Source organism: Micrococcus sp. HSID17227 (assembly GCF_003989405.1).
Taxonomy (GTDB): domain Bacteria; phylum Actinomycetota; class Actinomycetes; order Actinomycetales; family Micrococcaceae; genus Micrococcus; species Micrococcus luteus.
Window position 1 is genome coordinate 1 of sequence record NZ_RBLN01000012.1, and the last position, 23,799, is coordinate 23,799.

The 23,799-nt window shown below is 69.9% G+C and carries 18 protein-coding genes and 1 pseudogene; 12 read left to right on the top strand and 7 right to left on the bottom strand.

The features are described 5' to 3' along the window. A pseudogene (locus D8M29_RS01640) lies at window positions 1–369 on the top strand (hypothetical protein); the annotation flags it as partial. Window positions 370–371: 2 nt separating this feature from the next. Here D8M29_RS01640 and D8M29_RS01645 read toward each other — a convergent pair. Continuing rightward, complete coding sequence (locus tag D8M29_RS01645) at window positions 372–554, bottom strand: hypothetical protein (RefSeq protein ID WP_127445771.1); 183 nt, start codon at window positions 552–554, stop codon at window positions 372–374. Window positions 555–933: 379 nt separating this feature from the next. On the opposite strand from D8M29_RS01645, the gene D8M29_RS01650 reads away from it, so the two are divergent. The 7 genes from D8M29_RS01650 to D8M29_RS01680 all read left to right on the top strand — a co-directional run bounded on the left by D8M29_RS01650 (window position 934) and on the right by D8M29_RS01680 (window position 9,900). Continuing rightward, on the top strand, window positions 934–2,049 hold the full coding sequence (locus D8M29_RS01650) for a DNA cytosine methyltransferase (protein WP_127435120.1): 1,116 nt from the start codon (window positions 934–936) through the stop codon (window positions 2,047–2,049). Between the two features lie 42 nt (window positions 2,050–2,091). Beyond that, window positions 2,092–4,782 (top strand): Z1 domain-containing protein, encoded by a 2,691-nt coding sequence (locus D8M29_RS01655; protein WP_127435119.1) that lies wholly within the window; start codon window positions 2,092–2,094, stop codon window positions 4,780–4,782. Further along, window positions 4,772–5,764, top strand: a complete 993-nt coding sequence (locus D8M29_RS01660; RefSeq protein WP_161972205.1) for a PD-(D/E)XK motif protein — start codon at window positions 4,772–4,774, stop codon at window positions 5,762–5,764. The genes D8M29_RS01655 and D8M29_RS01660 overlap by 11 nt, the downstream gene beginning before the upstream one ends. Beyond that, entirely contained in the window at window positions 5,761–7,677 is a 1,917-nt protein-coding gene (locus D8M29_RS01665; protein ID WP_127435117.1) for a hypothetical protein, read from the top strand. Before D8M29_RS01660 ends, D8M29_RS01665 begins: the two co-directional genes overlap by 4 nt. Next, window positions 7,677–8,549 carry a hypothetical protein gene (locus D8M29_RS01670; RefSeq protein ID WP_127435116.1) on the top strand — a complete coding sequence of 291 codons (873 nt, stop codon included), beginning with the start codon at window positions 7,677–7,679 and terminating at the stop codon, window positions 8,547–8,549. Before D8M29_RS01665 ends, D8M29_RS01670 begins: the two co-directional genes overlap by 1 nt. A gap of 233 nt (window positions 8,550–8,782) precedes the next feature. Then, the gene (locus D8M29_RS01675; protein ID WP_127435115.1) at window positions 8,783–9,436 is read left to right on the top strand and encodes a hypothetical protein; all 654 of its coding nucleotides are present in this window, start codon (window positions 8,783–8,785) and stop codon (window positions 9,434–9,436) included. Then, window positions 9,433–9,900, top strand: a complete 468-nt coding sequence (locus tag D8M29_RS01680) for a very short patch repair endonuclease (protein ID WP_238692755.1) — start codon at window positions 9,433–9,435, stop codon at window positions 9,898–9,900. The genes D8M29_RS01675 and D8M29_RS01680 overlap by 4 nt, the downstream gene beginning before the upstream one ends. A gap of 100 nt (window positions 9,901–10,000) precedes the next feature. Here the strand turns inward: D8M29_RS01680 and D8M29_RS01685 are convergent, their stop codons facing one another. The 4 genes from D8M29_RS01685 to purB all read right to left on the bottom strand — a co-directional run bounded on the left by D8M29_RS01685 (window position 10,001) and on the right by purB (window position 15,072). Further along, window positions 10,001–11,557, bottom strand: a complete 1,557-nt coding sequence (locus D8M29_RS01685) for a DUF1846 domain-containing protein (RefSeq protein ID WP_127435114.1) — start codon at window positions 11,555–11,557, stop codon at window positions 10,001–10,003. A gap of 67 nt (window positions 11,558–11,624) precedes the next feature. Next, window positions 11,625–12,638, bottom strand: coding sequence for a trimeric intracellular cation channel family protein (locus D8M29_RS01690; RefSeq protein ID WP_127435113.1), 1,014 nt, complete (start codon window positions 12,636–12,638; stop codon window positions 11,625–11,627). A gap of 72 nt (window positions 12,639–12,710) precedes the next feature. Further along, window positions 12,711–13,607 carry a trimeric intracellular cation channel family protein gene (locus tag D8M29_RS01695; protein ID WP_127445772.1) on the bottom strand — a complete coding sequence of 299 codons (897 nt, stop codon included), beginning with the start codon at window positions 13,605–13,607 and terminating at the stop codon, window positions 12,711–12,713. 31 nt (window positions 13,608–13,638) lie between these two features. Then, complete coding sequence (purB, locus tag D8M29_RS01700) at window positions 13,639–15,072, bottom strand: adenylosuccinate lyase (RefSeq protein ID WP_095695028.1); 1,434 nt, start codon at window positions 15,070–15,072, stop codon at window positions 13,639–13,641. A 196-nt stretch (window positions 15,073–15,268) separates the two neighbouring features. On the opposite strand from purB, the gene D8M29_RS01705 reads away from it, so the two are divergent. Continuing rightward, window positions 15,269–16,882, top strand: coding sequence for an AMP-binding protein (locus tag D8M29_RS01705; protein ID WP_127445773.1), 1,614 nt, complete (start codon window positions 15,269–15,271; stop codon window positions 16,880–16,882). Between the two features lies 1 nt (window position 16,883). Here D8M29_RS01705 and D8M29_RS01710 read toward each other — a convergent pair whose 3' ends face one another. Then, on the bottom strand, window positions 16,884–20,420 hold the full coding sequence (locus D8M29_RS01710) for a bifunctional RecB family nuclease/DEAD/DEAH box helicase (RefSeq protein WP_127435128.1): 3,537 nt from the start codon (window positions 20,418–20,420) through the stop codon (window positions 16,884–16,886). 215 nt (window positions 20,421–20,635) lie between these two features. Between D8M29_RS01710 and D8M29_RS01715 the strand changes: the two genes are divergently transcribed. The 3 genes from D8M29_RS01715 to D8M29_RS01725 all read left to right on the top strand — a co-directional run bounded on the left by D8M29_RS01715 (window position 20,636) and on the right by D8M29_RS01725 (window position 23,180). Next, window positions 20,636–21,052 (top strand): PaaI family thioesterase, encoded by a 417-nt coding sequence (locus tag D8M29_RS01715; RefSeq protein WP_127435129.1) that lies wholly within the window; start codon window positions 20,636–20,638, stop codon window positions 21,050–21,052. A 71-nt stretch (window positions 21,053–21,123) separates the two neighbouring features. Continuing rightward, window positions 21,124–22,473, top strand: a complete 1,350-nt coding sequence (locus tag D8M29_RS01720) for a phenylacetate--CoA ligase family protein (RefSeq protein WP_127435130.1) — start codon at window positions 21,124–21,126, stop codon at window positions 22,471–22,473. Between the two features lie 95 nt (window positions 22,474–22,568). After that, complete coding sequence (locus D8M29_RS01725; RefSeq protein ID WP_127445774.1) at window positions 22,569–23,180, top strand: TetR/AcrR family transcriptional regulator; 612 nt, start codon at window positions 22,569–22,571, stop codon at window positions 23,178–23,180. Window positions 23,181–23,193: 13 nt separating this feature from the next. Here D8M29_RS01725 and D8M29_RS01730 read toward each other — a convergent pair. Beyond that, a partial coding sequence (locus D8M29_RS01730; protein ID WP_127445775.1) for a hypothetical protein occupies window positions 23,194–23,799 on the bottom strand: 606 nt, incomplete at its 5' end.

Consider the following 23,799-nt stretch of genomic DNA (forward strand, 5'->3'; position numbering starts at 1 on the left):
CGCCGGGACCTGGCGCGCGACCCGCACTTCCAGGCGCGCTTCCGCAAGGAGGCACGCTCGGCGGCCTCCCTGAACCACCCCTCGATCGTCTCCGTGTACGACACGGGCGAGGTCTCCCTCGAGGACGCCGTGCTGGCGGCCCGCCCGCCGACGAGCTCCTTCGAGGCGCCGCGCGGTGCGGAGGAGCGGGCGCGGCTGCGCGCGGAGCAGGCCGATGCGGTGCTGGAGGAGGTCGGACGCTACAACCCGGACGCGGTGGTGTGCGTGGGTGTCCCGTTCGGCCACACTCGGCCGCAGTGGGTGCTGCCGCATGGCGGCGTGATGACCGTGGACGGAGCGGAGCGGCGCGTGTGGGCGGGGTATTCGTGAGGTCAGGGGACGAGAGTCGCATCTCCAAATGACTGCTCGACCAGGGAACGGAGATCGTGCGCCACGCCGAGCACCAGCGCCGGGTCTGACCTGTAGAGCTGCACCAGGGCGAGGTCCTGAACTGCTCCCTGCTTGAGACCGTGCTCTCCGCCGGAGTAGTGCCAGATGAGGTTGGACACCTTCATCTTGACGGAGTTCGGATTCCGAAAGTTGCCCGGCAGAGTAATTCCTGGATGGAAGGGACCCTGAGCGAGCAGACGAGACAGGCCGACGACTGCGGGTGTCCCCTCACTCGGGTTGGTCCACTCCAGGTGATGAGCAAGTCCGAGAGCGAGCAGAGTCTCACCTGCGGTCCAGGGCAGTGTGGCCATCGTCCTCGTCCTTCCGAAGGCTTCATGAGTTCCGGTCATCCGGCTGACACGCGATGTCCTCGTGGAAGAGGCCCAGCGGGCGCCGAGTGTGAACACGGTGCCCTCCAGGCCGCCGAGACGGCAGAATCGCGCTAAGCTGCAGTATGCCGCGCGCTTCCCACGCAGGTCTGCGGCGACGAGTGATAGAGGGTGCATGGAAACGTTCAGGATGGGAGAGTTCTTCTCCGGGCCCGGTGGCATGGCTCTCGGTGCGCATCAGGCGGTCGAGGCCGACTCGGAGCTGCAGGAGAGGATGTCCCTGCGGCACGCTTGGGCCGTCGACATCGACGAGTCGTCCTGTCTTACGTACCGGCGCAACATTCCCCGAGCAACGCTCAAGTCGGTCAAGGTCGGCGATGCTCGAGTCGCCGCCGAGAACATCGACTCCTTCGGCGACATCGACGGCTTCGCCTTCGGTTTCCCCTGCAATGACTTCAGTCTTGTCGGTGAGCACAAGGGACTTGAGGGTAGCTTCGGAGGGCTCTACAAGACCGGCGTTCGGGTCCTGGAGCGGAAGCGACCGAAGTGGTTTGTAGCGGAGAACGTCGGAGGCATTCGCAGTGCCAACGGCGGTCGGGCCTTCCAGGTGATCTTGGAAGAGTTGCGCGACGCGGGCTATCGAATCACCCCTCACCTCTACCGGTTCGAGCAGTATGGGGTTCCCCAGGCGCGGCATCGCGTTCTCGTCGTGGGGGTTCGCGATGACCTCGACGTCGAGTACGGAGTTCCAGCCCCGACTCATGGGCCCGGGACGGGACAGCCCTTCGCTACGTCCGGTGAGGCTGTCGCTGCGCCGATCCCCGCGTCCGTCACCAATAACGAGCGCACCCGTCAGTCGAAACAGGTGGTCGAGCGACTGAAGCTCATCGACCCGGGTGAGAATGCATTTAATGCCAAGCGCATGACCGGCGAGGCCCGTCTCAATGTCCGGGGTGCTACCATCAGCCAGATCTATCGGCGCCTCGACCCGGCCAAGCCGTCCTACACCGTCACGGGATCCGGTGGCGGAGGCACTCATGTCTACCACTGGGACGAGCCGCGAGCCCTCACCAATCGTGAGCGGGCGCGTCTCCAGACGTTCCCGGACACGTTCCACTTCGAGGGCCGCCGAGACTCCATTCGGAAGCAGATCGGCATGGCAGTTCCGCCGCTCGGAGCGCGCGCCGTTTTCCAGGCGCTGTTCCGATCCTTCCAAGGACTCCCCTATGAGAAGATCGCACCTAGCCTCAGAGTGGAGGCCGCCGACGCTCGCCAGCGTCGTCTGATTTGACCGCTCTGAGTCAACCGCTTCGGGCGAGAAGAGTGGAGTGTCGTGGTCGCGGAACTGGCAATGCAGAAGATGTTCATCGAACAGCTGCTCGACAAGAAGCTCGTAGATGGGCTTTCGCCCCAGAAGGCGGTTCCCCTGCTCCGCGAGGACCTTCCGCCGGAGATGCACCCAACCCTCGACGAGATCGTTGAGGAGCGTCAGCACAGGAGTGCGGAGTGGGCAGAGACTGTGCGCGTGGTGGAGGGCGGCGGATCCACTGCCGAGTTGGATCCGGGCCGCAACTGGTATTACCCGCCCAAGGGTGGCGGCCTGCGGTGGACCCGCCTCAAGGCGCAGATGGCGGGCGGTGGACTCGCCGATGCCGTGGACTCCATCGACCGCTCCACCAATGCCACGGTGAAGGAGCTGGCACAGCCCTTCACGAACGAGCGTCGTCGCGGCATCGTCATCGGCAACGTCCAGTCTGGCAAGACGGCGAACTACGCGGCGCTCGCGGCGAAGGCACTGGATGCCGGATACAGGTTTGTCCTCGTCCTGTCAGGCATCCACAACAATCTTCGGACGCAGACGCAGGAACGCCTCAACCGGGACCTCGGAGTGGAAGCGCACAGCGATGAGTGGGGAACGCTGACGACGCCCCTTCATGATCTGGATCTGGCCGAGGTGAAGAATGCCCGCTTCTCCGTCAGCGGCCTCTCCGGCAAGCGGAAGATGATGGCGGTCATGAAGAAGAACTCGTCGAGGCTGGACCACCTCCTGGAGTTCTTCGATCAGCTCGATGAGCGCACGCTAAGGGACACGCCGATCCTGATCATCGATGACGAGTCGGATCAGGCGACGCCGGACAGCTCGCGCGCCAAGAAGGACGTTGAGACTGACCCGACGGTCATCAACAAGAAGATGCGCCAGGTGTGGGCCAAGGTGAAGAACGGCACCTATGTGGGCTACACAGCGACCCCCTTCGCCAATGTCTTCATGGATCCCAAACCTCACGGTGTCGAAGGGCTCGAGAGTCTGTACCCGCGGGACTTCATCCATGTGATGCCCACTCCGAAGAACTACTTCGGGGCTGAACGTCTCTTCGGTATCGACGAGGGCATGATCGACACAGAGGGAGCGGCAGGGCTTGATGTCGTTCGGCGCATCCCGGTGGATGAGCTCCCCATGCTGGCTCCCGCCAAGAGCGCTGAGGCGGACACCTTCGTTCCGGAAGTGACTGAGTCGCTAAAGGACGCGGTCAAGTGGTTCGTCGTTGCGAGTGCGATCCGCCGACTTCGGGGGCAGACCGGGAAGCACTCGTCGATGCTGATCCACACGACTCATCGCACGAAGCCGCACCAGGCCATGCGAGATCAGCTACTCGCTTTCCTCGAGCCTCTGAAGAAGGACGCTCGGAACGGGGACGTCTCGGCGTTCCAGAAGATCTTCGACAATGAGGAAGGCCGTGTGGCCAGCCTCTACACCGGTTCGGCCGACGCTCCGACGTGGCCTGTGCTGCAGCATGAGATCGTCAATGTCCTTCGCGTCCTCGAAGTGGTCGTTGACAATGGCGAAGAAGATCCGGAGGACCGCATCGTGTACAACGATGATCGTCCTCGCACCGCCATCGTCATCGGTGGCGGCACTCTCTCGCGGGGACTGACCCTGGAGGGCCTGTTCGTCTCCTACTTCACCAGGACGTCCAACGCGTACGACACGCTTCTGCAGATGGGACGCTGGTTCGGCTATCGGCCCGGTTACGAGGACCTCCAACGCATTTGGCTGGCAGAGGGTCTCGAGACGGACTACCAGTTCCTGGCAGCCGTCGAGTCTGAGATGCGTTCGGAGATTCGACGGTTGGCGAGTGAAGGGCTCACGCCCGACGACATCGGTGTCAAGATCCGCCGTCATCCCGGTCGACTGCAGATCACGAGCGCCACGAAGATGCCCCTGGCGGAGCAGGTCGAGTTCACATTCCAGGGGTACAGGACCCAGACCGCAATCTTCGACTTCTCCGACCCGGCAGTGCAGGAGGCCAACACCGCAACCGTTGTGACCCTGCTTCGGTCCTTGGAGGGCTACCGGGTCAAGACTGGGGGTCTGGCTGCCAGCTCCCACCTATACAAGGACGTGCCGTTCGCCTCCATCAAGGCGTTCTTCGAGGCTTTCTCTGTGCACGAGCGCTATCGCGAGACCCATCGTGAAGCCCTCAAATGGGTTGATGCGAAGCTTCCAGATCTCCCCTGGAGAGTCGTCCTGGCCGGGGGTAGCAGGGGGCCCGTGTTCCAGGGTGAGGAGTTCGTCGTCCCGTCGGTCAACCGCGCGCCCCTCCGCGCCGTGGAGGACCAGTCGATCAATATCCGCGCGCTCATGAGGGGTGGAGACCGGGTCGCAGACCTGGTGCTCGAGGGCAGCGAGGAGGCCGGCGGGCTGAAGACTGACATTGCCCGCATGGCACTGCGGCTGAAGCCCGCGGATGAGGGTGGCGCGGGCGGGCAGGGGGTCCTGGTGCTCTACCCCATCGCGCTCGACTCCACACCGCAGAATCAGCGAGAGGCGGCAGAGAGCGGCCGCACTTCCATGCGGGATGTCCTTTCCGGCCTGGGTCTCGGCCACCTGGCGGACTCGGGCACGCCCCTCATGGGGTATGGCGTTGTCATGCCGTCAGACATCGCGGGCAAGCTTGAAGCGGACGGCGACTTCATGTCTCTCGTCATCGCCCGTTCGAACGTGGAGGACGACGATGGTGAATGAGATTCGCGAGGCATTCCGCGTTGCGGCCGGACGCACGGGGCGACTGTCGGGCACTGCGGTCCATGTTCACGAGCTTCCAGGGCGTCCTGCCGCAGGCAGAGTGTGGTTGGGGCAGGACGCGGCTGACCAGCTAGTCGCGTTCATCGAGTACGACGGCAGCCGCATGCAGTCGTTCGACGTCAGTCAGATCATCACGGTCTCGGCGGAGCAGATCCTGAACGAGACCGACGATGAGGTCAGAGCCGTCCAGATCAGGTGCCTCGACGCGAAGCTGGACGAGGTCTTCTTCACTTTCCTGGCTGATGTGATCGCTGAAATGGACCGCGGCAACGGCGTGATTCAGGCGGTCCGAGGCACCGCGGACGACTGGCGAAGCCTGCTGGCCGTGGCTCGACGTGGCATGGGGGAGCAACAGCTCGCGGGCCTCTTCGGCGAAGTCACGATCCTGAACCGCGCGACTGGAGTGCTGGGCCCTGCCGCATTGGGACTCTGGACAGGCCCGGACCGCAACCGCCACGACTTCGTCGGGCCCGAGGCCGCGATCGAGGTGAAGACCTCCTCGCTCCAGAACCGTCAGTCCGTCTCCATCCATGGGCTCCGGCAACTCGAGCCGTCCGAAGGGGCGACGTTGACGCTGGCCGTGGTGGAGGCAGAGGCGCATCCGCAGGGGAGGACGGTCGCGGACCTCGCGTCGGACGCGGTGGCCATGGGAGTCGATCCCACAGAGCTGCGGGACAAGCTCGCAGCCTCCGGTTTTGTCGCGGGGATGCCCGGGTCCGACGTCAAGTTCAAGGTGGTCGGTGTGCGGTACTGGGAGATCGAGGCCGACACCCCCGTGTTGCGACGATCGCTCCTGGGGGACTCCGTCGTCAACGCCATCTCGGACCTTCGCTACTCGCTGCAGCTCAGTGCGCTCGGTCCCCACAGCGCGAACGAGTTCGACTTCAGCCGCCTTGCACCAGTTGGGATGGTCTCTGCGTGACTGCGGTGCTCTCTCGCTATTCGAAGCCCCGAGGCGCTGGCGACCAGACGAGCGGCGGGCGAGGGAAACTGCTCCGCGCCCATGGCTCGCTGACACGTGCGCAGATCCTTGTCCGAGAGACTCTGCAGAACTCCTGGGATGCGGCACGCGCGGGCCGGCGTCCGAGCTATGAGGCCCGCGTCCGCCGACTGGACTGCGACGCCAGGGCGGCCCTCGCCGAGAACGTCTTCACAGGCCTCGGTCCGGAACTGGATGCGCTCGCCGAGAGTCTCTCCGCCCCTGAACTCCACGTCATCGAGATCAACGACCGCGGCACGACGGGGCTGAACGGGCCGATCAGCCCGGACCGAGCTGTGGAGAAGGGAGAGCCGAACAACTTCAACGCCTTCGTCTTCGACATCGGCTCCAGCAAGCCGCTCGGCAGCTCTGGCGGAACCTTCGGATTCGGCAAGAACTCCACCTTCGAAGTCTCGGCACCCCATGCTGTCGTGTATTGGACGCGATGCGACCGCGGGGACGGTGTCCTCGAAGACCGCCTGATCGCGTCTGCCCTGCACGACCCTTATGACGAGGATGGCCTGCGGTTCACCGGGGCGCACTGGTGGGGTGACACTGCCTCGGGGGACGTCCTTCCAGTGGTTGGCCAGCGCGCTGCTGACCTGGCACAGGTGCTCTTCCAGCGTCACTTCGATGACGGTGACTGCGGCACCTCGATCCTCGTCATCGACCCGATGGTCACCATCCCCGACGCCGAGGGGATCGGGCAGCGCACCGCCGTCAGAGACTCAGACGCTGCCCACGAGCTGTGCTCTCAGCTGGTCGAGACCCTTCTCACCAGCGCCTGGCCCAAGTTCGTCGCGGACGACAGCGGTCAGACGCCGATGGACATCACGTTGAAGTTGTACGACAAGACGGTCGACGTCGCGGACAAGGCGGCCGCTCTCTTCCGCGTGCATAGCCATGGACTGGCCCGAATCCGTCGCGCGCAGGCAGGCATCGACGAGGGGGAGATCCTGGTGCGCCCCGGGGAGATCGTCGAGAGCGACCTGCAGGCGATCAGTCTGCGCCCCTCCTACACAGACGAGACTCCCCGAGAGAGCTACTTCGGAGACCGTGCCGACACGGTCTCAGGCCACGTGTTCCTGGCGAAGGCCCTGCGCATCCCCCCCGCGCCAGGCCTTTTGGACAGCTGGCGTGTCGACGCGGCCTGCTTCATGCGCTCCAGCGCAGAGCTCGTCGTGATGTATGAGCCGATGGCCGACGAGAACGACGGGACCTTCATGTGGGTGGCGGTCTTCAAGCCGACGCCGGAGTGTGACCGCCACTTCGCCGCGGCCGAGCCGGCCACGCATGACGACTGGAACAAGAACGCGCCGGACAGTCTCGCCTCAGCTTATGTGGTCGACAAGACCCTCGGCCATGTTCGTCAGCGCATGAAGAAGTTCATGCTCGGTGACCGAGTCAAGTCCATCACAGAGGAGCGGTCGACTCGTCAGCTCGCCAAGTCGCTCAATGGATTCGTTCCCGTGGGCGGGCCTCCGACGACAGGCGGCAACACGGGGGGCAACATCCGTGCAGGTGGCGGGGGCGGTCGCTCCCACGCAGTCGCCGCGGCCGGTGAAGTCACGATCGTCAGCACGGTCCAGGATGCCCGCGGGACCTGGCACCTGACATTCCGGGCGCCCGAGCCTACAGGCGAGCGATGTCGTCTTCGCGCCTCGGTGCGGGCGGCCACCGCGGAGGGGGCGTTCGGTCTCACGGACGACGAGGTGGAGCTCTCCTGGGACGTGGGCACTGCCACCGAGAACGGGAGCTCAGTCGTTGTTCGCGGCGGTATTGAGGGCGTCCTGCACGTCGAAATGGACATCGAGGCGACGATCATGGTCGACATCGATGTGGAGGAGGTGGTCTGATGGCGGTTGTCCTGCATCGGTTTCCCATGGTCGACGACAGCACCGTCCTGTGGCACCCGTGGGGGGCAGAGGTCGACGATGTTTACAGGCAGCCCGCGGAAGTCGCGGATTGCTGGGACTCGAATTCGCGACTGCGGTTCTTCGTGGGTGTCTCAGTGGAGGCGGACGCGGTCCGGGCCATCGCCGGCACGGCCCCCGCTGAGCTCATGGTCACTGCCACGTGCCATGCCACGTCTACGACGCGCACGTCGCGCGCTCCTCTCCAGGAGAACGGGCCGAGCCTGAGCGCACGGACGATGGTGGAGCTTATCGGCAACGTGCTTGCGGAGAGACTGGACCTCTCAGCCGCTCTCATCGCCCCCTCCGGGGATCATTCCTGGCTTGCGACGCGGATCATCTCGCAGGGGCCATTCGAGCGGGTCCCGCTGCAGCAGGACGCGAACGTGTTCCCCATCAGCGCGGTCTCTTTCAGAGACCAGCAGTGGCGCGAGGCCCCCTGGCGCTTCGACATCTTCGCCACCGATCTGGCCGATGCGTTCAGTACGGGCCTGAGACTCTTCTTGAATCTCGACCTGCCGCTGGCGGCAGCGTTGCTCGACGACACGGCGTCGCAGGCGACCAGGGGACTCCTGGACATGGTCATCGCGCGGCAGCTGATCGCCACGGCCAGCGGCCTGGCTGAGGGCACCGCTGAGGACGTTGACGCCGTGGCGGCCGAGAACCCAGACTCCATCGCGGCGGCGGCTGCGAACGTGGCCACGAAGTACTTTCACACCTCACTGAAGGAGGCCACTCGTTCGTACCGGGACCAGCCTGAGAGGTTCGAGTATCTCCTCGCCGCTGAGACGTCGTTGTTGAGGAGTGAAGCATGACAGGACACCTGCTCGAGCCGAGGCTCGCCTCGAGTGATGCCGGGCAGCTGCGAGAGGCGTTCATCGACTCGAACCGTCCATCTGCATTCCGTCCTGAGCTCCTGAGCGAAATGCTCGCGCGGCCCCGGGTGTTCCCCCCGACTGGTGGAGCACAGGCAGACGAGGCTGACCTCCTGGATCTCCGAGAGAGGTGCCTTGAAGCCGATGGAGTGGCGCGGACCTCGGATGACCCGGTGGCTACGTGGGACCTCGAGATGGGACGCGTCCTGTCCGACTACGCGCAAGGGCGAGCGGGCGAGTTCGGCTCGCCGGAGGTCTGGGACTTCCTCACGCTGGTGCTCGTGCCGGACGTCGTGGCCTTCCGCCTCGACCCGGGTCCCTCGGCAGGCAAGGGGCCTAGCCGTTCAAGCCTCACTGCCCGTCTGACGGGCGGCAACCGTCGCCACGTGCTCCAGCGCCTGTGGCGCCGGTGGCACGTCCTGGGACCGGACCTGGTCCTGAGCAGAGCGCTGCTCGAGGACGACTACGTCGCGCTCCTCGAGCGCGGTGTGACATCGGATCGGCCGGCCTTGGCGCGAGCCGTGGGAGAGCACATCGCCAGTCTGGAGATATCATCCGGAGAGAGGCGCGAATACACACGCCTGTTCATGCGACGTCTTGTGGTCGCCTCCGGATTCATCGTGGTCCCGGCAGAGGCAGGCGGTCAGGTCGCGGCCATCGTCGACCACCTGCACTCGGAGACGATGGCGCGCATGGCGATGGATCCCGATGCAGGCTCCCGCCCGGGGGCATCGCAGTCGACCGTCGACCTGGCGCCTGCCGAGGAGCAGGGAGACGGCCGCCGTCGCAGGGGAGGGCTGTTGCGGCGGCTGCTCAACGGGGCATGACCGCGCAGGAGCCTGTCTCGTCGAAGAGCCAGTCCTGGGCCTCCTCCACCGGGGCCCGAGCGACCATGTTGGGAAATCGCTCCCGGGACACCAAGCCCGAGCTCCTCGCCCGCCGGCTCGTCCATGCGGCCGGGCTCCGCTATCGGGTCAGTGCGAGGCCCGAGAATGACCTCCGTCGCACTGCCGACCTCCTCTTCCGCCCCGCCCGGGTGGCGGTCTTCATCGACGGTTGCTTCTGGCACGGGTGTCCCGTGCACTACATCCGGCCGAAGGCCCACGACGGCTACTGGTCGGACAAGGTCGCCACCAATCGCTCTCGTGACGCGGAGACCACCCGAGTACTGACCGAGCGAGGATGGCTCGTCCTCCGCTTCTGGGAGCACGAGGACCCGGCCGTCGTCGCGGCGCGCGTTGTCGCCGTCGTCAACGAACGGAGGCCCCGGCGAGCCACCGGGGCCTCCTGAGCGGGCCGCGGCCCACGCGCGGCCCGCTCTCACTTCTCGAACGAAAACGCCCCGGGGCCGCCCGTTTCGTCAACGGAAGCGACCGCCGAACCGCCCTGCGTCACCGCTTCCGGTACAGCCCCTTCTTCTGGAACACCGGGTCGCTCGTCACGAGCATCCCCAGGGACCGGAAGATGCCCTCGTCCACGGAGCCGAGGATCGTCGTCGTGTGCACGTCGCAGCCCTCGAGGCTCGCCAGCTGCTCGACGGCCGCCTTCGCGTTCTGGTCGGTCGCCGCGGACACGGACAGCGCGATCAGCACCTCGTCCGTGTGCAGCCGCGGGTTCTTGGAGCCCAGGTGCACGGTCTTGAGCGTCTGGATCGGCTCGATCGAGGCGGGGGAGAGCAGGTGCACGTCGTCCTCGATGCCGGCCAGCACCTTGAGGGCGTTGAGCAGTACCGCGGCGGAGCAGCCCAGCAGCTCCGAGGTCTTGCCGGTCACCAGGGTGCCGTCCGCCAGCTGCACGGCCGCGCCGGGCTCGCCGGTGCGCTCGGCCACCAGCTGCGCGGCACCCACCACCGGGCGGTCCTCCGAGCTCAGACCGAGCTTGGACATCACCAGGGCCACGCGCTCGGACTCGGTGTCGTCCGCGCCCTCCAGGGCCTCGTTGACCTGGGCCTTGTAGTAGCGCCGGATGATCTCCTGCTTCGCGGCCTCCTGGCACACCTCGTCGTCCACGATCGCCGCGCCGGCCATGTTCACGCCCATGTCCGTGGGGGACTTGTAGGGGGTGGTGCCCGTGACCTTCTCCAGCAGCGCGGACAGCAGCGGGAACACCTCGACGTCGCGGTTGTAGCTGGTCACCCGCTCGCCGTACTCGGCCAGGTGGAACGGGTCGATCAGGTTGATGTCGTCCAGGTCCACGGTGGCGGCCTCGTAGGCGGCGTTCACCGGGTGCTCGAGCGGCAGGTTCCAGATGGGGAACGTCTCGAACTTCGCGTAGCCGGCCGGGATGCCCCGCTGCCGGTCGTTGTACACCTGGCTCAGGCACGTCGCCAGCTTGCCGGAGCCCGGGCCGGGGGCCGTCACGACGACGAGGTCCCGCGTGGTCTCGGACCACTCGTTCGCGCCGAAGCCCTGCTCCGAGACGATCGTGGACATGGCGTGCGGGTAGCCGGGGATCACGCGGTGGCGGGCCACCTTCAGGCCGAGGCGCTCGAGCTTCTCGAGGAACGCCAGCGCGCGGTGGTTGGCGTCCTCCAGCTGCGTGACCACCACGTGCTCCACCAGGAACCCGCGCTCCCGGAACACGTCCACGAGGCGCAGGACGTCGTCCTCGTACGTGATGCCCAGATCCGCGCGGACCTTGTTCCGCTCGAGGTCCTTGGCGTTGAAGCACACCAGGATCTCGGTCTCGTCCTTGATGCGGTCCAGCATCGCGATCTTGTTGTCCGGGGTGAAGCCGGGCAGGACGCGGGAGGCATGCAGGTCGTCGAAGAGCTTGCCGCCCATCTCCAGGTACAGCTTCCCGCCGATCTGGCGGCGGCGTTCCTGGATGTGCTGGGACTGGAGCTCGATGTACTTCGCGCGGTCGAATCCGACGCGGTGGAGGGGGCCGGAGGCCGCGGCCTCCGTGGTCGTGCTGGCGGGGCGGGCGGTCTCATGCGTGCCGGTCATGGACTCTCAGCATAGACCCGTCCGCGGGGTGCGCGTGCGCGGCCCGGCGTCGGGCCCACCGCATCCCTCAACCCCTCGGGTCCTCCGGGTCGTCCGCGATCCAGTCGTGTTCGGGGTCGTCGAAGCTGCGCGTGCGCCCGGTGCGCAGGTCGGTGACGTCCATGACGCCGGTGCCGCGGTCCAGGCGCACCTGCTGGTGTGAGGCGGGGTCGACGACGGTGATCGTCTGGGTCTGCGGGTCGTAGTCGTCCACCCGCACCTGGTCCTCGTACTCCTGCCGCGGTCCGTAGGACCCGTCCGCGTCGTCGTCGGGGAAGGCGGGGGCGCCGGGGGAGCGCAGCCGGCGCTCGAGGGTGCGCTCCACCCGGCGCGCGGCCGCCTCCTGCGCCTGCGTGGCCAGGCGCCGCAGACGCGCGAGGGACTCCTTGTCCTGGGAGATCTCCGCGCCGAAGAACCGCCACTGGTAGCGGTAGGCGATCATCCGCACCGCGAAGATCAGGAACGCGATGAGGAAGCCCGTGAACGCGTTGAGCGCGCCGTTCATCGCCACCACGGTCGCCAGCACCGCGCCCAGGAACGTGGGGAGCACGTAGACGCCGCGGGGGTCGAAGATGGACGGGACCTCGTTGGCGACGATGTCCCGCAGCACGCCGCCGCCGAGCGCCGTGACCATCGCGATCACCACCGTGGACACCGGGTGCACGCCCATCGAGTGCGCCAGCAGCACACCGGACACCGTGAACAGGGCGAGCCCGGCGGCGTCGAACAGGGTGATGGTCAGGTTCAGCCGATTCGGGTGGATCAGCTTGACGTACACGAGCAGGGAGACGAGCACCGGCGGGGCCAGGTAGACCGGGTTCTCCAGGGACGCGGGCAGGCCGCGGTCCAACAGGATGTCCCGCGTGAAGCCGCCGCCCAGGCCCGCCAGCAGGGACAGCGCCATCGAGCCCACCAGGTCGAACTGCTTGCGCGCCGCCAGCAGCGCCCCCGAGGTGGCGAAGAAGAAGATCCCGATCAGGTCCAGGGTCGTGAGCAGCCACGGGACGTCGGTGAGGGTGGCGAAGAACTGCTGCACGTCCACGGCGGCTCCTTCCGTCGGGTCCGGGGATTCACCGGCCATTGTCCCGTGCGGCCCGCGCAGTGGCTCGTTTGTTCACCCGGGTGTCCCCGGGGGGCCGTCCTCGCCGGCGCCGGGCGTCTCCTCGTTCGCCGGGGGGCCGTCCTCGCCGGGGTCGGCGGGCGGCCCGTCCCTGCCCTTGCGGTCGCGGATGTCCGGCACGGGCGGCTCGTCGTGCGGATCCAGGCGCTGGCGCTGGGTCTCCCCTGAGATCTCGGCCCCCGGGGCGAGCCACTCCCTGCGCAGCGACACCACGCGCAGCACGAGCACGAGCACCATCACCGCGGCCGAGGTCAGCGGGTTCAGGAGCTCCGCCTGGCCGAGGGCCGCCGTCGTGCCCGCGCCGAGGATGGCCGGCAGCGCGTACCAGCCGCGCCCGCCGAACACGGCGGGCGGTTCCCCGGCGACGACGTCGCGCAGGATGCCGCCGCCGACGGCGGTCACCAGGCCCAGCACCGCGGCGGCGACCGGGCTCAGGCCGGCGAGCAGGGCGATGCGCGTGCCCACCACGCAGTACACGGCCAGGCCGATGGCGTCGAAGGCCATGACGGCGTGGTGGCCGCGCTCGCCGTCGAAGATCCGGAGGAACACCGCTAGCGACGCGACCGCCGGCAGGATCAGGTACCAGGGGTTGTCGAAGGCCGCGGGCACGTCCCGGCCGACCACGAGGTCCCGGACGACACCGCCGCCCGTGCCCACCATGAGGGCCAGCAGCAGGGAGCCGACGATGTCGTAGCCCTTGCGCACGGCGAGGACGGCACCCGAGATCGCGAAGAAGAACACGCCCACGAGGTCCACGGCGGTGATCGCCGCGGTGATCGCGTCGGCGAGCTCGCCGTGCGCGTCGATCGGCTCGGGCACGTCCCGTTCGAGTTCGGCGGGGTCCTTGGGGGCGGCGGACAGCAGCCACACGGGGAGAAGTGGAAGCAGCACCCGCCCATCGTCCCCCGTCAGGCGGCCCGGGTCAGTCCTGCGCGGGGCCGAACTCCTTGGCCAGCTCCGCCGCCACGCCGGTGTACCCGGCCGGGGTCAGCTCCAGCAGGCGCGCCTGGGCCGCCTCCGACAGGCCGAGGCCCTGCACGAACTCGCGCATGCGCGCCCCGTCCACGCGGTGGCCGCGGGTCAGCTCCTTGAGGCGCTCGTAGGGGTTGTCCATGCCCTCGACGCCGGCGATCGCCTCGGCACGCATCACGGTCTGGACGGCCTCGCCGAGCACCTCCCAGTTCGTGTCGAGGTCCTCCGCCAGTACGGGCGCGGCGACCTGGAGCTGGCCCATGCCCTTGGTGACGTTGGTCAGGGCGAGCACCGAGTGGCCGAGGGCCACGCCGATGTTGCGCTGCGACGTCGAGTCCGTGAGGTCGCGCTGCCAACGGGACTCCACGAGGGTGGCGCCCAGCGAGTCGAGCAGGGCGCAGGAGAGCTCGAGGTTGGCCTCGGCGTTCTCGAAGCGGATCGGGTTCACCTTGTGCGGCATGGTGGAGGAGCCGGTCGCACCGGCCACGGGGATCTGCGCGAAGTAGCCGATGGAGATGTAGCTCCACACGTCCACGCAGAAGCCGTGGAGGATCCGGTTGAAGCGCGCGACGTCGGCGTACAGCTCCGCCTGCCAGTCGTGGGACTCGATCTGGGTGGTCAGCGGGTTCCAGGTGAGGCCGAGGTGCTCCACGAAGGACCGGGACAGGGCCGGCCAGTCCGCGTCCGGGGCGGCGGCGAGGTGGGCGGCGTAGGTGCCGGTGGCGCCGTTGATCTTGCCCAGGTACTCCTGGCCGGCGATGCGCCGGGTCTGGCGGGTCAGACGGTGCACGAACACGGCCATCTCCTTGCCCAGCGTGGTGGGCGTGGCCGGCTGGCCGTGCGTGCGGGAGAGCATGGGGGTCTCGGCGGCCTCGGCGGCCATCGCGGAGACGGTGGCCACGGCGGCGCGGGCGGCCGGCAGCCAGACCTGCTCGACGGCGTCGCGCACGCCCACCGCGTAGGCGAGGTTGTTGATGTCCTCGGAGGTGCACGCGAAGTGCACGAGCGGCTTCAGCCGGCCCAGACCCAGCCCCTCGAGGCGGTCGGCGATGAAGTACTCGACGGCCTTCACGTCGTGCACCGTGACCTTCTCGGTGGCCGCCAGCTCGGCCACGGACTCCGCGTCGAAGTCCGTGACGATCGCCCGCAGGCCCGCCTGCTGCTCGGCCGTGAGGGGCGTCAGACCCGGCAGCACACGGTGCTCGGCCAGGTGGATGAACCACTCGACCTCCACGTGGATGCGGTTGCGGTTCAGCGCCGCCTCGGACAGGTGCTCCACGAGCGGCTCCACCGCCGCACGGTAGCGGCCGTCCAGGGGGCCGAGGGCGATGCCGGCCTCGGCGAGGGAACGGCGGTGGGCGGTGGACGCGGGCTGTGAGGTCATGGCCCCCATTCTGGCAGGCGCCGCGGACGCCCGACGAAGGCGAGGGCCGGGTCCGTCCTCGACCGCGACGGGGTGGCGAGTGCAACATCGAGTGCAACATGCGGACGCGCCCGGTGGCCCGGGGCGCGGCGGACCTACCGTGGTTGACGTCGCCGTCGCCCGGCGTCGGCGTGCCGAGAGGGATGAGGAGACCGAGATGACGGAACGGACCGGGCAGGCCAGCGAGGCCGGGACGATCGACCGGCTGATGGCCGGGTGGGTCGCCGACGTCGAGACCCCGGACGCCTGCGCCGCCCACCTGCTCTGCGACCGATGGCCGGCCGACGCCGTGGCGTTCCGGTTCGTGGCGGAGGACATGTCCGCCGTCGACCTCACCTTCGGCGAGCTGGCCGACCGCTCCCGCCGCCTCGCCACCGGCCTCGCCGCCCGCGGCGTCACGCGCGGCGACCGGGTCCCCGTGATGATGTCCAAACGGGAGGAGCTCGTCATCACGCTGCTGGCCCTGTGGCGGCTCGGCGCCGTGCACGTGCCGCTGTTCACCGCGTTCGCCGCGGGCGCCGCGCGGATGCGCATCGAGGGCGCGGCGGCGCGGCTCGTCGTCGCCGAGCCCCGCCAGGCCGAGAAGCTCACGGACATCCCGGGCATCGAGATCATCCGCACCGGCCCGGAGTGGGACGCGCTCGCGGACTCCGCGCCGCTGGCCGAGGACGTCGCCGTCGGCGGGGACGGGCCGATCGCCCTGCTGTTCACCTCCGGCACCACCGGCCGCCCCAAGGGGGTGCCTGTGCCGCTGCGCGCGGCCGCCGCGTTCGCCGTCTACCTCACGTGCGCGGTGGACCTGCGCCCCGAGGACCTGTTCTGGAACGCGGCCGACCACGGCTGGGCGTACGGGCTGTACTACGGGATCGTCGGCACGCTGATGCTCGGGGCGACCTCGGTCCAGTACCGCGGCGCCTTCTCCCCGGCGACCATGGTCGAGGTGATCCGCTCGCAGGACGTCACGAACCTCGCCGGCGCCCCCACGATGTTCCGCGCGCTGGCCAAGGCCGGGGAGGTCACCGAGGACGCCCCGCTGCGGCTGCGGCGCGTGTCCACGGCGGGGGAGCCGCTGCCGCCGTCCGTGCTCGAGTGGGGCCGGTCGGCCCTCGGCACGGAGATCCGCGACCACTACGGCCAGACCGAGCTGGGCATGGTCATCTGCACCCCCGCGCACCCCGAGCTGGCCGCGCCGCCCCGCCCGGGTTCGATGGGTGTGCCCCTGCCGGGGATCGCCGCGGAGATCCGGGACGGGCAGATCGCGATCGACGCGGCCTCGCCCCTGTTCTGGTTCCCCGGCTACCTCGGGGAGCCGGAGAAGACCGCGGAGCGCTTCACCCCGGACGGGCGCTGGTACCTGACCGGGGACACCGCTCGGCAGGACGACGACGGCTGGTTCTTCTTCTCCTCCCGGGACGACGACGGCTGGTTCTTCTTCTCCTCCCGGGACGACGACGTGATCCTCGCCGCCGGGTACCGGATCGGCCCGTTCGATGTGGAGTCCGTGCTCATCGACCACCCGCGGGTGCAGGAGGTCGCCGTCGTCGGCCTGCCGGACCCGGAGGGGGTGCGCGGCGAGGAGGTCGTGGCGTTCGTGGTGCCCGCCGGGGCCGTCGCGGACCCGGACGCCCTGGCGGCCGAGCTGCAGGCGAAGGTCCGCGACGAGTACTCCAAGCACGCCTACCCGCGCCGGGTGCACTTCGTGGACCGGCTGCCCAAGACCCCCTCCGGCAAGCTGCAGCGGTTCCTGCTGCGCCAGGGCGCCACCGACTGAGTCAGCGGTGCACGAGCCGCAGGAACGCGCCGATCATCGGCAGGTCCTCGGGGCTGGTGGGCAGCGCGTCCGCGAGGGCGGGGGAGTGGACGAGGTAGGCGGCCCACTGTCCGCGCGAGATCGACACGTTGAGCCGGTTCCGGTTCAGGAGGAAGTCCAGCCCGCGCGGCACCTCCTGCGGTGAGGACGCCGCCATCGTCAGGATCGCGACGGCGGCCTCCCGGCCCTGGAACTTGTCCACGGTGCCGACGGCGGTGCCCTCGAGACCGGCGGCATCGAGCGCCTCCCGGACCGCGGCGACCTGCGCGTTGTACGGGGCCACCACGATCACGTCGGACGGCTCGAGCGGTCGGCCGGGGTCGTCCGGGCCGGTGGACCAGGTGCGGCCGAGCAGTGACCGGATGATCTCGACGACGGCCGCGGCCTCCTCCGGCGAGGACACCGCGTTGCCCGTGTGGGAGACCGGCCACGGGTGCAGCCCGGGCTCCACGCCGTCGAGCCGGCGGGCGTCCGTGCGCGGGGTGTGCGAGCGCAGGCGGCCGGCGTAGGAGAGCTCGGAGACCGCGTGGGTGAGCGTCGAGTGCATGCGCCACGAGGTGTCCAGGAAGAAGCCGCGGTCGGGGCGGAGCACGGGGGCGCCCTCCGCGATCCAGGTCAGGGCCGCGTCGCCGATGGGCTGGGGGTGGGTCCCCTTGGTGACCTGCGGCAGCTGCTGGGGGTCGCCGAGCAGGAGCACAGTGCGGGCCATGGCCGCCGCGGCGAGGGTGTGCGCCAGGGAGAATTGCCCGGCCTCGTCGATCACCAGGAGGTCGAACTCCTGCACGTCCTCGTGCGCGAAGGTCCAGGCGGTGCCGCCGACGACGTGGCCGGGGAGGCCGATGTACGGCTTGGCGTCCGACACCGTGGCCCAGGGGCGCTCGGGCGCGTCCTTGCCGCGCTTCTCCGCCTTGAGCACCTGTTTCTTCGGCACCCCGATGGACACGAGCTTGCCCAAGAAGTTCTCCACCACGGCGTGGGACTGGGCCGTGACGCCCACGCTCCACCCGCGTTCGAGCAGGGCCTTCACGGCGTGACTGCCCACGTGCGTCTTGCCTGTGCCGGGAGGGCCCTGCACCGCCACGTAGGAGCCGCGGGCGGACTCGAGGGCCTCTACGAGCAGCGCGGTGCGGTCGAGCTCGCCCTCCGCGTCGGCGACGATCTCCGGCAGGGGGCGGCCCGTCGTCGCGGGGGTGCGTCGGGCGAGGATGTCCACGCACGCGGAGACGCCCGGCTCCGGCAGCGCGCCGGCGGCGTCGGTGGCCACGGCGAGCTCGCGGATGCGCGCCTCGAGGGTGTCCGTGGGGACCTTCGAGTGCTCGAAGGCGGCCATGGGCAGCTGGTCGAACGACTCGACCCCGCGGGCCAGCCTCTCCCGCAGCCGGAGCACCGAGCGGCCGTCCGGCAGGTCCTCCACCTGCTCCACGTCCGCGTTCGGACCGATCCAGCGCACGGCGTTCGGCTGCAGCTCGGCGTGGGCCGGGAAGTCCTCGTAGACGGTCTTGACCGAGGCGTCCGGCTTCAGCAGGGTGCCGGGTTCGAGCCGGCCGGTCACCTGCAGCACCCGCTGCAGTGAGTGGCGGGCAGTCGGCTGATGCCAGTCCTCCTCGACGTCGACCCGGTCCGCGACCACATTCGCGCGCGGCTCCTGCCACTCATCCACGGGGGAGATTCCCCGGTCGAAGAACGCCCACCACGTCGGCTTCTCCTCGCGCCGGTAGAACCCGAGTCCCGCCGCGAGCAGGGCGACCCCGCGCTCCCCCGGCCCCAGGGCGGCGCCCTCCTCCCGCTGCGGCAGCATCGCCAGCAGTGCGGCCGTGAGGTCCTGCTCGGGCTCCGGGGCCGGCTCGACCAGCGGGGTCTCCGGCTCCGCCGCGGCTCCCTGCGGCGACCTCGAGGCGTCCGGATCCTGCTCGACCTGCGCCAGCAGCCAGTCCCGCAGCCGCGCCGTGGAGACGCAGTCGTACCGGTTGTAGTCCTCGATGTCGGCGCGGATCGCCCTCGCGACCTCGGTGTCCCCGGCCTCCAGCGCGGCGACGTACCGGTGGTACTCGGTGACGCTGTCCGCCGCCGTCGTGACGCCGTCCTCCGCCCGGTGCTCCGCCCCCATGTAGAGGGGCTCCAGCTTCTTGATGGAGTAGCTCGGCACACCGGCCCGCAGGGCGGCGCGGACCGTGGAGTAGAGGTCCACGAACAGCCCCGCGCGCAGCCAGTCGTCCAGCTCGCGCTCGCCCACGCCGTGGCGCACGGTCAGCCGTTTCAGCGCGGTGACCTCGTACGCGGCGTAGTGGTAGATCCGCATCCCCGGGTGGGTCGCACGCCGCGCCTCCACGAACGCCACGAACTGCTCGAGCGCCGCCCGCTCGGCGGCACGGGTGTCCGCCCACAGACCCGTGAACCGGAAGTCGGCCGAGGCGGTGCGCGCGGTGTCCCCGCCCGGCGCCTCGACCCAGCCCCACAGGTACTCGAGGCCCTCCATGCTCCCGTCCGCGGAGACCCACAGCGGGTCCCCCTCGAAGTCGAAGAAGACGTCTCCGGCGTCCGGCGCCGGCAGCCCCGCCACGGCGCGCGGGTCCACGATCCGATGCGGCGGAAGCCCGTCCGCCCCGGCCGGCTCCAGCTGGATGGCCGCCTGTTCCCGCAGCGCCTCCCACGTGCGGCGGGCCATGCCCTCCGGCGGTGCGACGGACGCCGCGAGCTGCTCGATGGTCGTGATGCCGGCCTCGCGCAGCCGGGTGCGCTGCAACCGCGTGGCCCCCGCCGTGAGCAGCACGTCCCGGTGCTCGGCGACGGCCTCCTCGCACGCCTCGCATGCGCCGCAGACGCTCAGGCGGTCGTCGCCCCAGCGGGCGGGCTCCCCGGCGGCCACGTGATCCTGCAGCAGCGCCTCCAGCCGGGCGCGCTGGTGCCGGTACACCGGGATCACCTCGTCCAGGTCCGCGACGTGCCGGGAACCGTCCCCGAGCCACAGGCTGCCCTGCCGCGTCCGCGGCACGCCCATGCCGTCCAGCAGGTCCGCGTACGCGGCGATCTGCAGCAGCGCCGTCACCCGTGCATGCCGGGCCAGCTTCGTGTCCACCACCTCGTACGCGCCCTCGGGGTGCTCCTCGTCCGTGCGGAGCACGAGGAAGTCGGCCAGGCCGCCGAACGCGCCGTCGTGCAGCATCCCCTGGAACACGACGGCGGGACGCGCGGCCAACGCCGCCGCGGTGCGCTCGCGGGCGGCCCGCACACCCTCGGGCGTGTAGCGCTCCGGGCGGGCGAGCCGGACCACCTGGTCCCCGCCGCGCTCCGCCTCGAGTCGCGCGAGCACGCGGGACTCGTGCTCGTCCCCGAGGCGGGAGACCCGCTCGAGGAACGCGTCCGCCACGCCGATCCGCGGGGCGCGCCCGAGCGCGGGGTCCACCGTCCCGCGCAGCCACCCGTACGTGCACGTCGCGGCGGCGGTGATGTCCGAGGGGCTGAGCATGAAGGAGGCGCGGTCCGGCGCGAAGGTCACCATGCCGTCACCCTAGACAGGAGTCGCGGACGCGATGGGCAGGGCCCGCGCACAGGATCCCGGCGCGCCTCGCCCCGGCGGCGGCAGGGTGGGGCCGGCGCGCGTCACACACCGGAACGGACTTGACGTGGGTCACATCCAGGGAGTTACCTAATGATCGTTCAGTAATTCTCTGCGCCGCCGCGCCGGCGCGCCCGTGCCGGCAGGGAGGCCCGCCCATGACCGAGACCGCCCACCACCCCATGCTCGCGGAGGACCGCGTGGCACGGTGGCTCGGCGTCACCCTCGAGGCCGCCGAGAAGGACCACGCGCGCATCCGGATGACGCTCACCGAGGACCAGCACAACGGCTTCGGCCTGGCCCACGGCGGCGCCGTCTTCGCGTTCGCGGACACGTGCTTCGCGCTGACCTGCAACGACCCCGCCTCGGACGGCTCCACCCTCACCGTGGCCTCCGGCGTGGACGTCAACTTCCTCGCGGCCACCCGCGCCGGGCAGACCCTCGTCGCGGAGGGCCGCCTGGTCACCGCCGCGGGCCGCTCGGCCGTCTACGACATCACCGTCACCACCGACGACGGCACCCCGGTGGCCGCCTTCCGCGGCCGCTCCCGCACCATCCCCGCCCCCGGACGCTGACCGGCGGGCGCACCCGCCGGTGCGCCGCCGTCGTCGACCGCCGCCCGACCCCGCATCCCCAGGAGGACGCCATGCTCGAGGCCTCGATCCCCAACCCGTACACGCCGGCACCCCTGCCCGCCCCCGCCGACCGCGGGGCCCCGGACCCCGAGGAGACGATGAGCCGGGACCAGATCGAGGCGCTTCAGTTCGAACCCCTCCGCTGGACCCTGCACCACGCCTACGAGAACGTGCCCGCGTATCGGGAGCACTTCGACGCGCACGGCGTCCACCCCTCGGACTTCACGGAGCTCGGGGACCTCGCCAAGTTCCCGTACACGGACAAGGAGTTCCTGCGGAAGAGCTACCCGTTCGGCGCGTTCGCCGCCACGGGCCCCGAGCTGCGCCGCATCCACGCCTCCTCCGGCACCACCGGCCAGCCCACCGTGGTCGGCTACACCGACGACGACCTGGCCACGTGGACCACCCTCGTCGCCCGCTGCTTCCGCGCCGGCGGCATCCGCCCCGGTGACCGCGTGCACAACGCGTACGGCTACGGCCTGTTCACCGGCGGCCTCGGCGCCCACTACGGCGCCGAGCGCGTCGGGGCGGCCGTGATCCCGATGTCCGGCGGGCAGACGGAGAAGCAGGTGCAGCTGATCACCGACTTCCAACCGCGCGCCATCCTCTCCACGCCCACCTACCTGCTGACCATCGCGGACGGCTTCAAGAAGCTCGGGCTGGACCCCCGCGAGTCCTCCCTCGAGGTCGCGATCCTCGGCGCGGAGCCGTGGACCGAGGAGATGCGCCGCGAGATCGAGCAGACCTTCGACCTCGACGCCCTGGACATCTACGGCCTCTCCGAGGTCATGGGCCCGGGCGTGGCCGGCGAGTCCGCGGCCACCAAGGACGGCTCCCACATCTGGGAGGACCACTTCCGCCCCGAGATCATCGACCCGCTCACGGACGAGGTCCTCGAGACCGGCCGCCACGGCGAGCTCGTCTTCACCTCGCTCACCAAGCAGGCGCTGCCGATCATCCGGTACCGCACCCACGACCTCACCCGCCTGCTGCCGGGCACCACACACCCGGGCCACCGCCGCATGGGACGCATCACCGGCCGCTCGGACGACATGATCATCCTGCGCGGCGTGAACCTGTTCCCGTCGCAGATCGAGGAGCTGGCCCTCAAGGAGCCGGCCCTGTCGCCGCACTTCACCCTCGAGATCACCCGTCCGGACCGCATGGACCAGATGGCCGTGAACATCGAGCGCCGCGATCATGCGACCCTCGAGGAGGCCCAGGCCTGCGCCGCGCACCTGCGCATGGAGATCAAGACGAAGATCGGCTCCTCATGCGTGATCAACGTGGTGGAGCCGGAGTCCCTGGCCCGCTCCTCCGGCAAGCTCAAGCGGATCTACGACCTGCGCGACCTGGCCTGATCCCGTCCCCGCGGCCGATCCCGACGCCGGCGTGCCCGGTAGAGTGGACCGGTGCGCCGTCGTCGTCGGCGTCCGCCCGCCCCCGAAGGAGCCCCGTGCCCCAGAGCAGCCCCACCCCGCGCCGCGGCCGGCCCGGCTATGACCGGCAGACGCTGCTGGCCGAGTGCGTCGAGCTCTTCAACCGGCACGGCTACGAGGCGACGTCCATGGGCATGCTCGCCGCCCACCTGGGCATCTCCAAGTCCGCGATCTACCACCACGTGGAGTCCAAGGAGGCGATCCTCGACCACGCGGTGACGGAGGCGCTCGACGCCCTCGAGGCGTGCCTGGACGATGTGGTGGCCAGCGGGGCCGACGCCGGCGCGCAGGTCGAGGCGGCCATCCGCGGCACGCTCGGGGTGCTGGCGGAGAAGCAGCCCGAGGTGACCCTGCTGCTGCGCCTGCGCGGGAACTCGGCGGTCGAGGTGGCCGCCGTCGAGCGTCGTCGTGAGATCACCCGGCGCTTCGGTGACCTGCTCGAGGCCGCCCAGGCCGTGGGTGCGGTGCGCTCCGACGTGACCCCGCGCAACCTCGCCCGCCTGGCGCTCGGCATGATCAACTCGATCGTCGACTGGTACCGGCCGGATCGCGGCGTCCCCGGCCAGCAGGGGCCGGGCCAGATGATCGACGCCGTCACGGGCGTGGTGCTCGGGGGTCTGCGGGGCTGAGGGCCCTCCGTCCTCAGCCCTCGCCGTCGAGCGCGGCGAGCACGTCGGCCACGATCGAGGCCGCACGGTCCTCGGCGTCCGGGGGCACCCCGCCGTCCGCGTCGGCCTGGGCCACGGCCACGGTGCGGGCGCCGTCCTGCACGGCCGTCAGATGCGAGTAGACGGACCCCCCGGGGGCCGGGAGCGCCGTGTACGCGGTGCCGCCCTCGTGCTCGGTCCGCGTCACCCTCTCCACGCCGAGCCCGGCCAGGTCCACCCCGGTGCAGGCCTGCGCCGCCGCCCGGGCGTCCTCCAGGGCGGCGCGGGCGGCCTCCTCCGTGGGGTACACGGTGACGCGCACACCGAGCGGAGTGACCTCGGCGTCGGGGGACGCCGTGAAGGAGGGCGCCGGCGTCGTGGTGGGCCCGCCGCCGGTCGTGGCGGCCGTCTCCGGTTGGGCTGTGAGCCCCAGGTCCGCCGCCCCGGCCTCGGCGTCCCGCTCCAGGTCGGAGCGTGTGGCGTCCAGGCAGGCCTGCTGTTCCGCGCTGCGGGTGGAAGCCGGGCTCGCGCCGGCGTCGACCGCCTGCTCCAGTCCGTCGGCCCGCTGGCGCAGCTCCGTCTGCCGCTCCAGCGGCGAGGC

What these genes read in the sequence shown, in the direction of transcription:
- purB (WP_095695028.1), bottom strand. Translation starts at nt 15,072, where the DNA reads ATGACCTCACAGCCCGCGTCCACCGCCCACCGCCGTTCCCTCGCCGAG.
- D8M29_RS01705 (WP_127445773.1), top strand. Translation starts at nt 15,269, where the DNA reads ATGACGGAACGGACCGGGCAGGCCAGCGAGGCCGGGACGATCGACCGG.
- D8M29_RS01685 (WP_127435114.1), bottom strand. Translation starts at nt 11,557, where the DNA reads ATGACCGGCACGCATGAGACCGCCCGCCCCGCCAGCACGACCACGGAG.
- D8M29_RS01715 (WP_127435129.1), top strand. Translation starts at nt 20,636, where the DNA reads ATGACCGAGACCGCCCACCACCCCATGCTCGCGGAGGACCGCGTGGCA.
- D8M29_RS01660 (WP_161972205.1), top strand. Translation starts at nt 4,772, where the DNA reads ATGGTGAATGAGATTCGCGAGGCATTCCGCGTTGCGGCCGGACGCACG.
- D8M29_RS01680 (WP_238692755.1), top strand. Translation starts at nt 9,433, where the DNA reads ATGACCGCGCAGGAGCCTGTCTCGTCGAAGAGCCAGTCCTGGGCCTCC.
- D8M29_RS01710 (WP_127435128.1), bottom strand. Translation starts at nt 20,420, where the DNA reads ATGGTGACCTTCGCGCCGGACCGCGCCTCCTTCATGCTCAGCCCCTCG.
- D8M29_RS01670 (WP_127435116.1), top strand. Translation starts at nt 7,677, where the DNA reads ATGGCGGTTGTCCTGCATCGGTTTCCCATGGTCGACGACAGCACCGTC.
- D8M29_RS01720 (WP_127435130.1), top strand. Translation starts at nt 21,124, where the DNA reads ATGCTCGAGGCCTCGATCCCCAACCCGTACACGCCGGCACCCCTGCCC.
- D8M29_RS01645 (WP_127445771.1), bottom strand. Translation starts at nt 554, where the DNA reads ATGAAGGTGTCCAACCTCATCTGGCACTACTCCGGCGGAGAGCACGGT.
- D8M29_RS01650 (WP_127435120.1), top strand. Translation starts at nt 934, where the DNA reads ATGGAAACGTTCAGGATGGGAGAGTTCTTCTCCGGGCCCGGTGGCATG.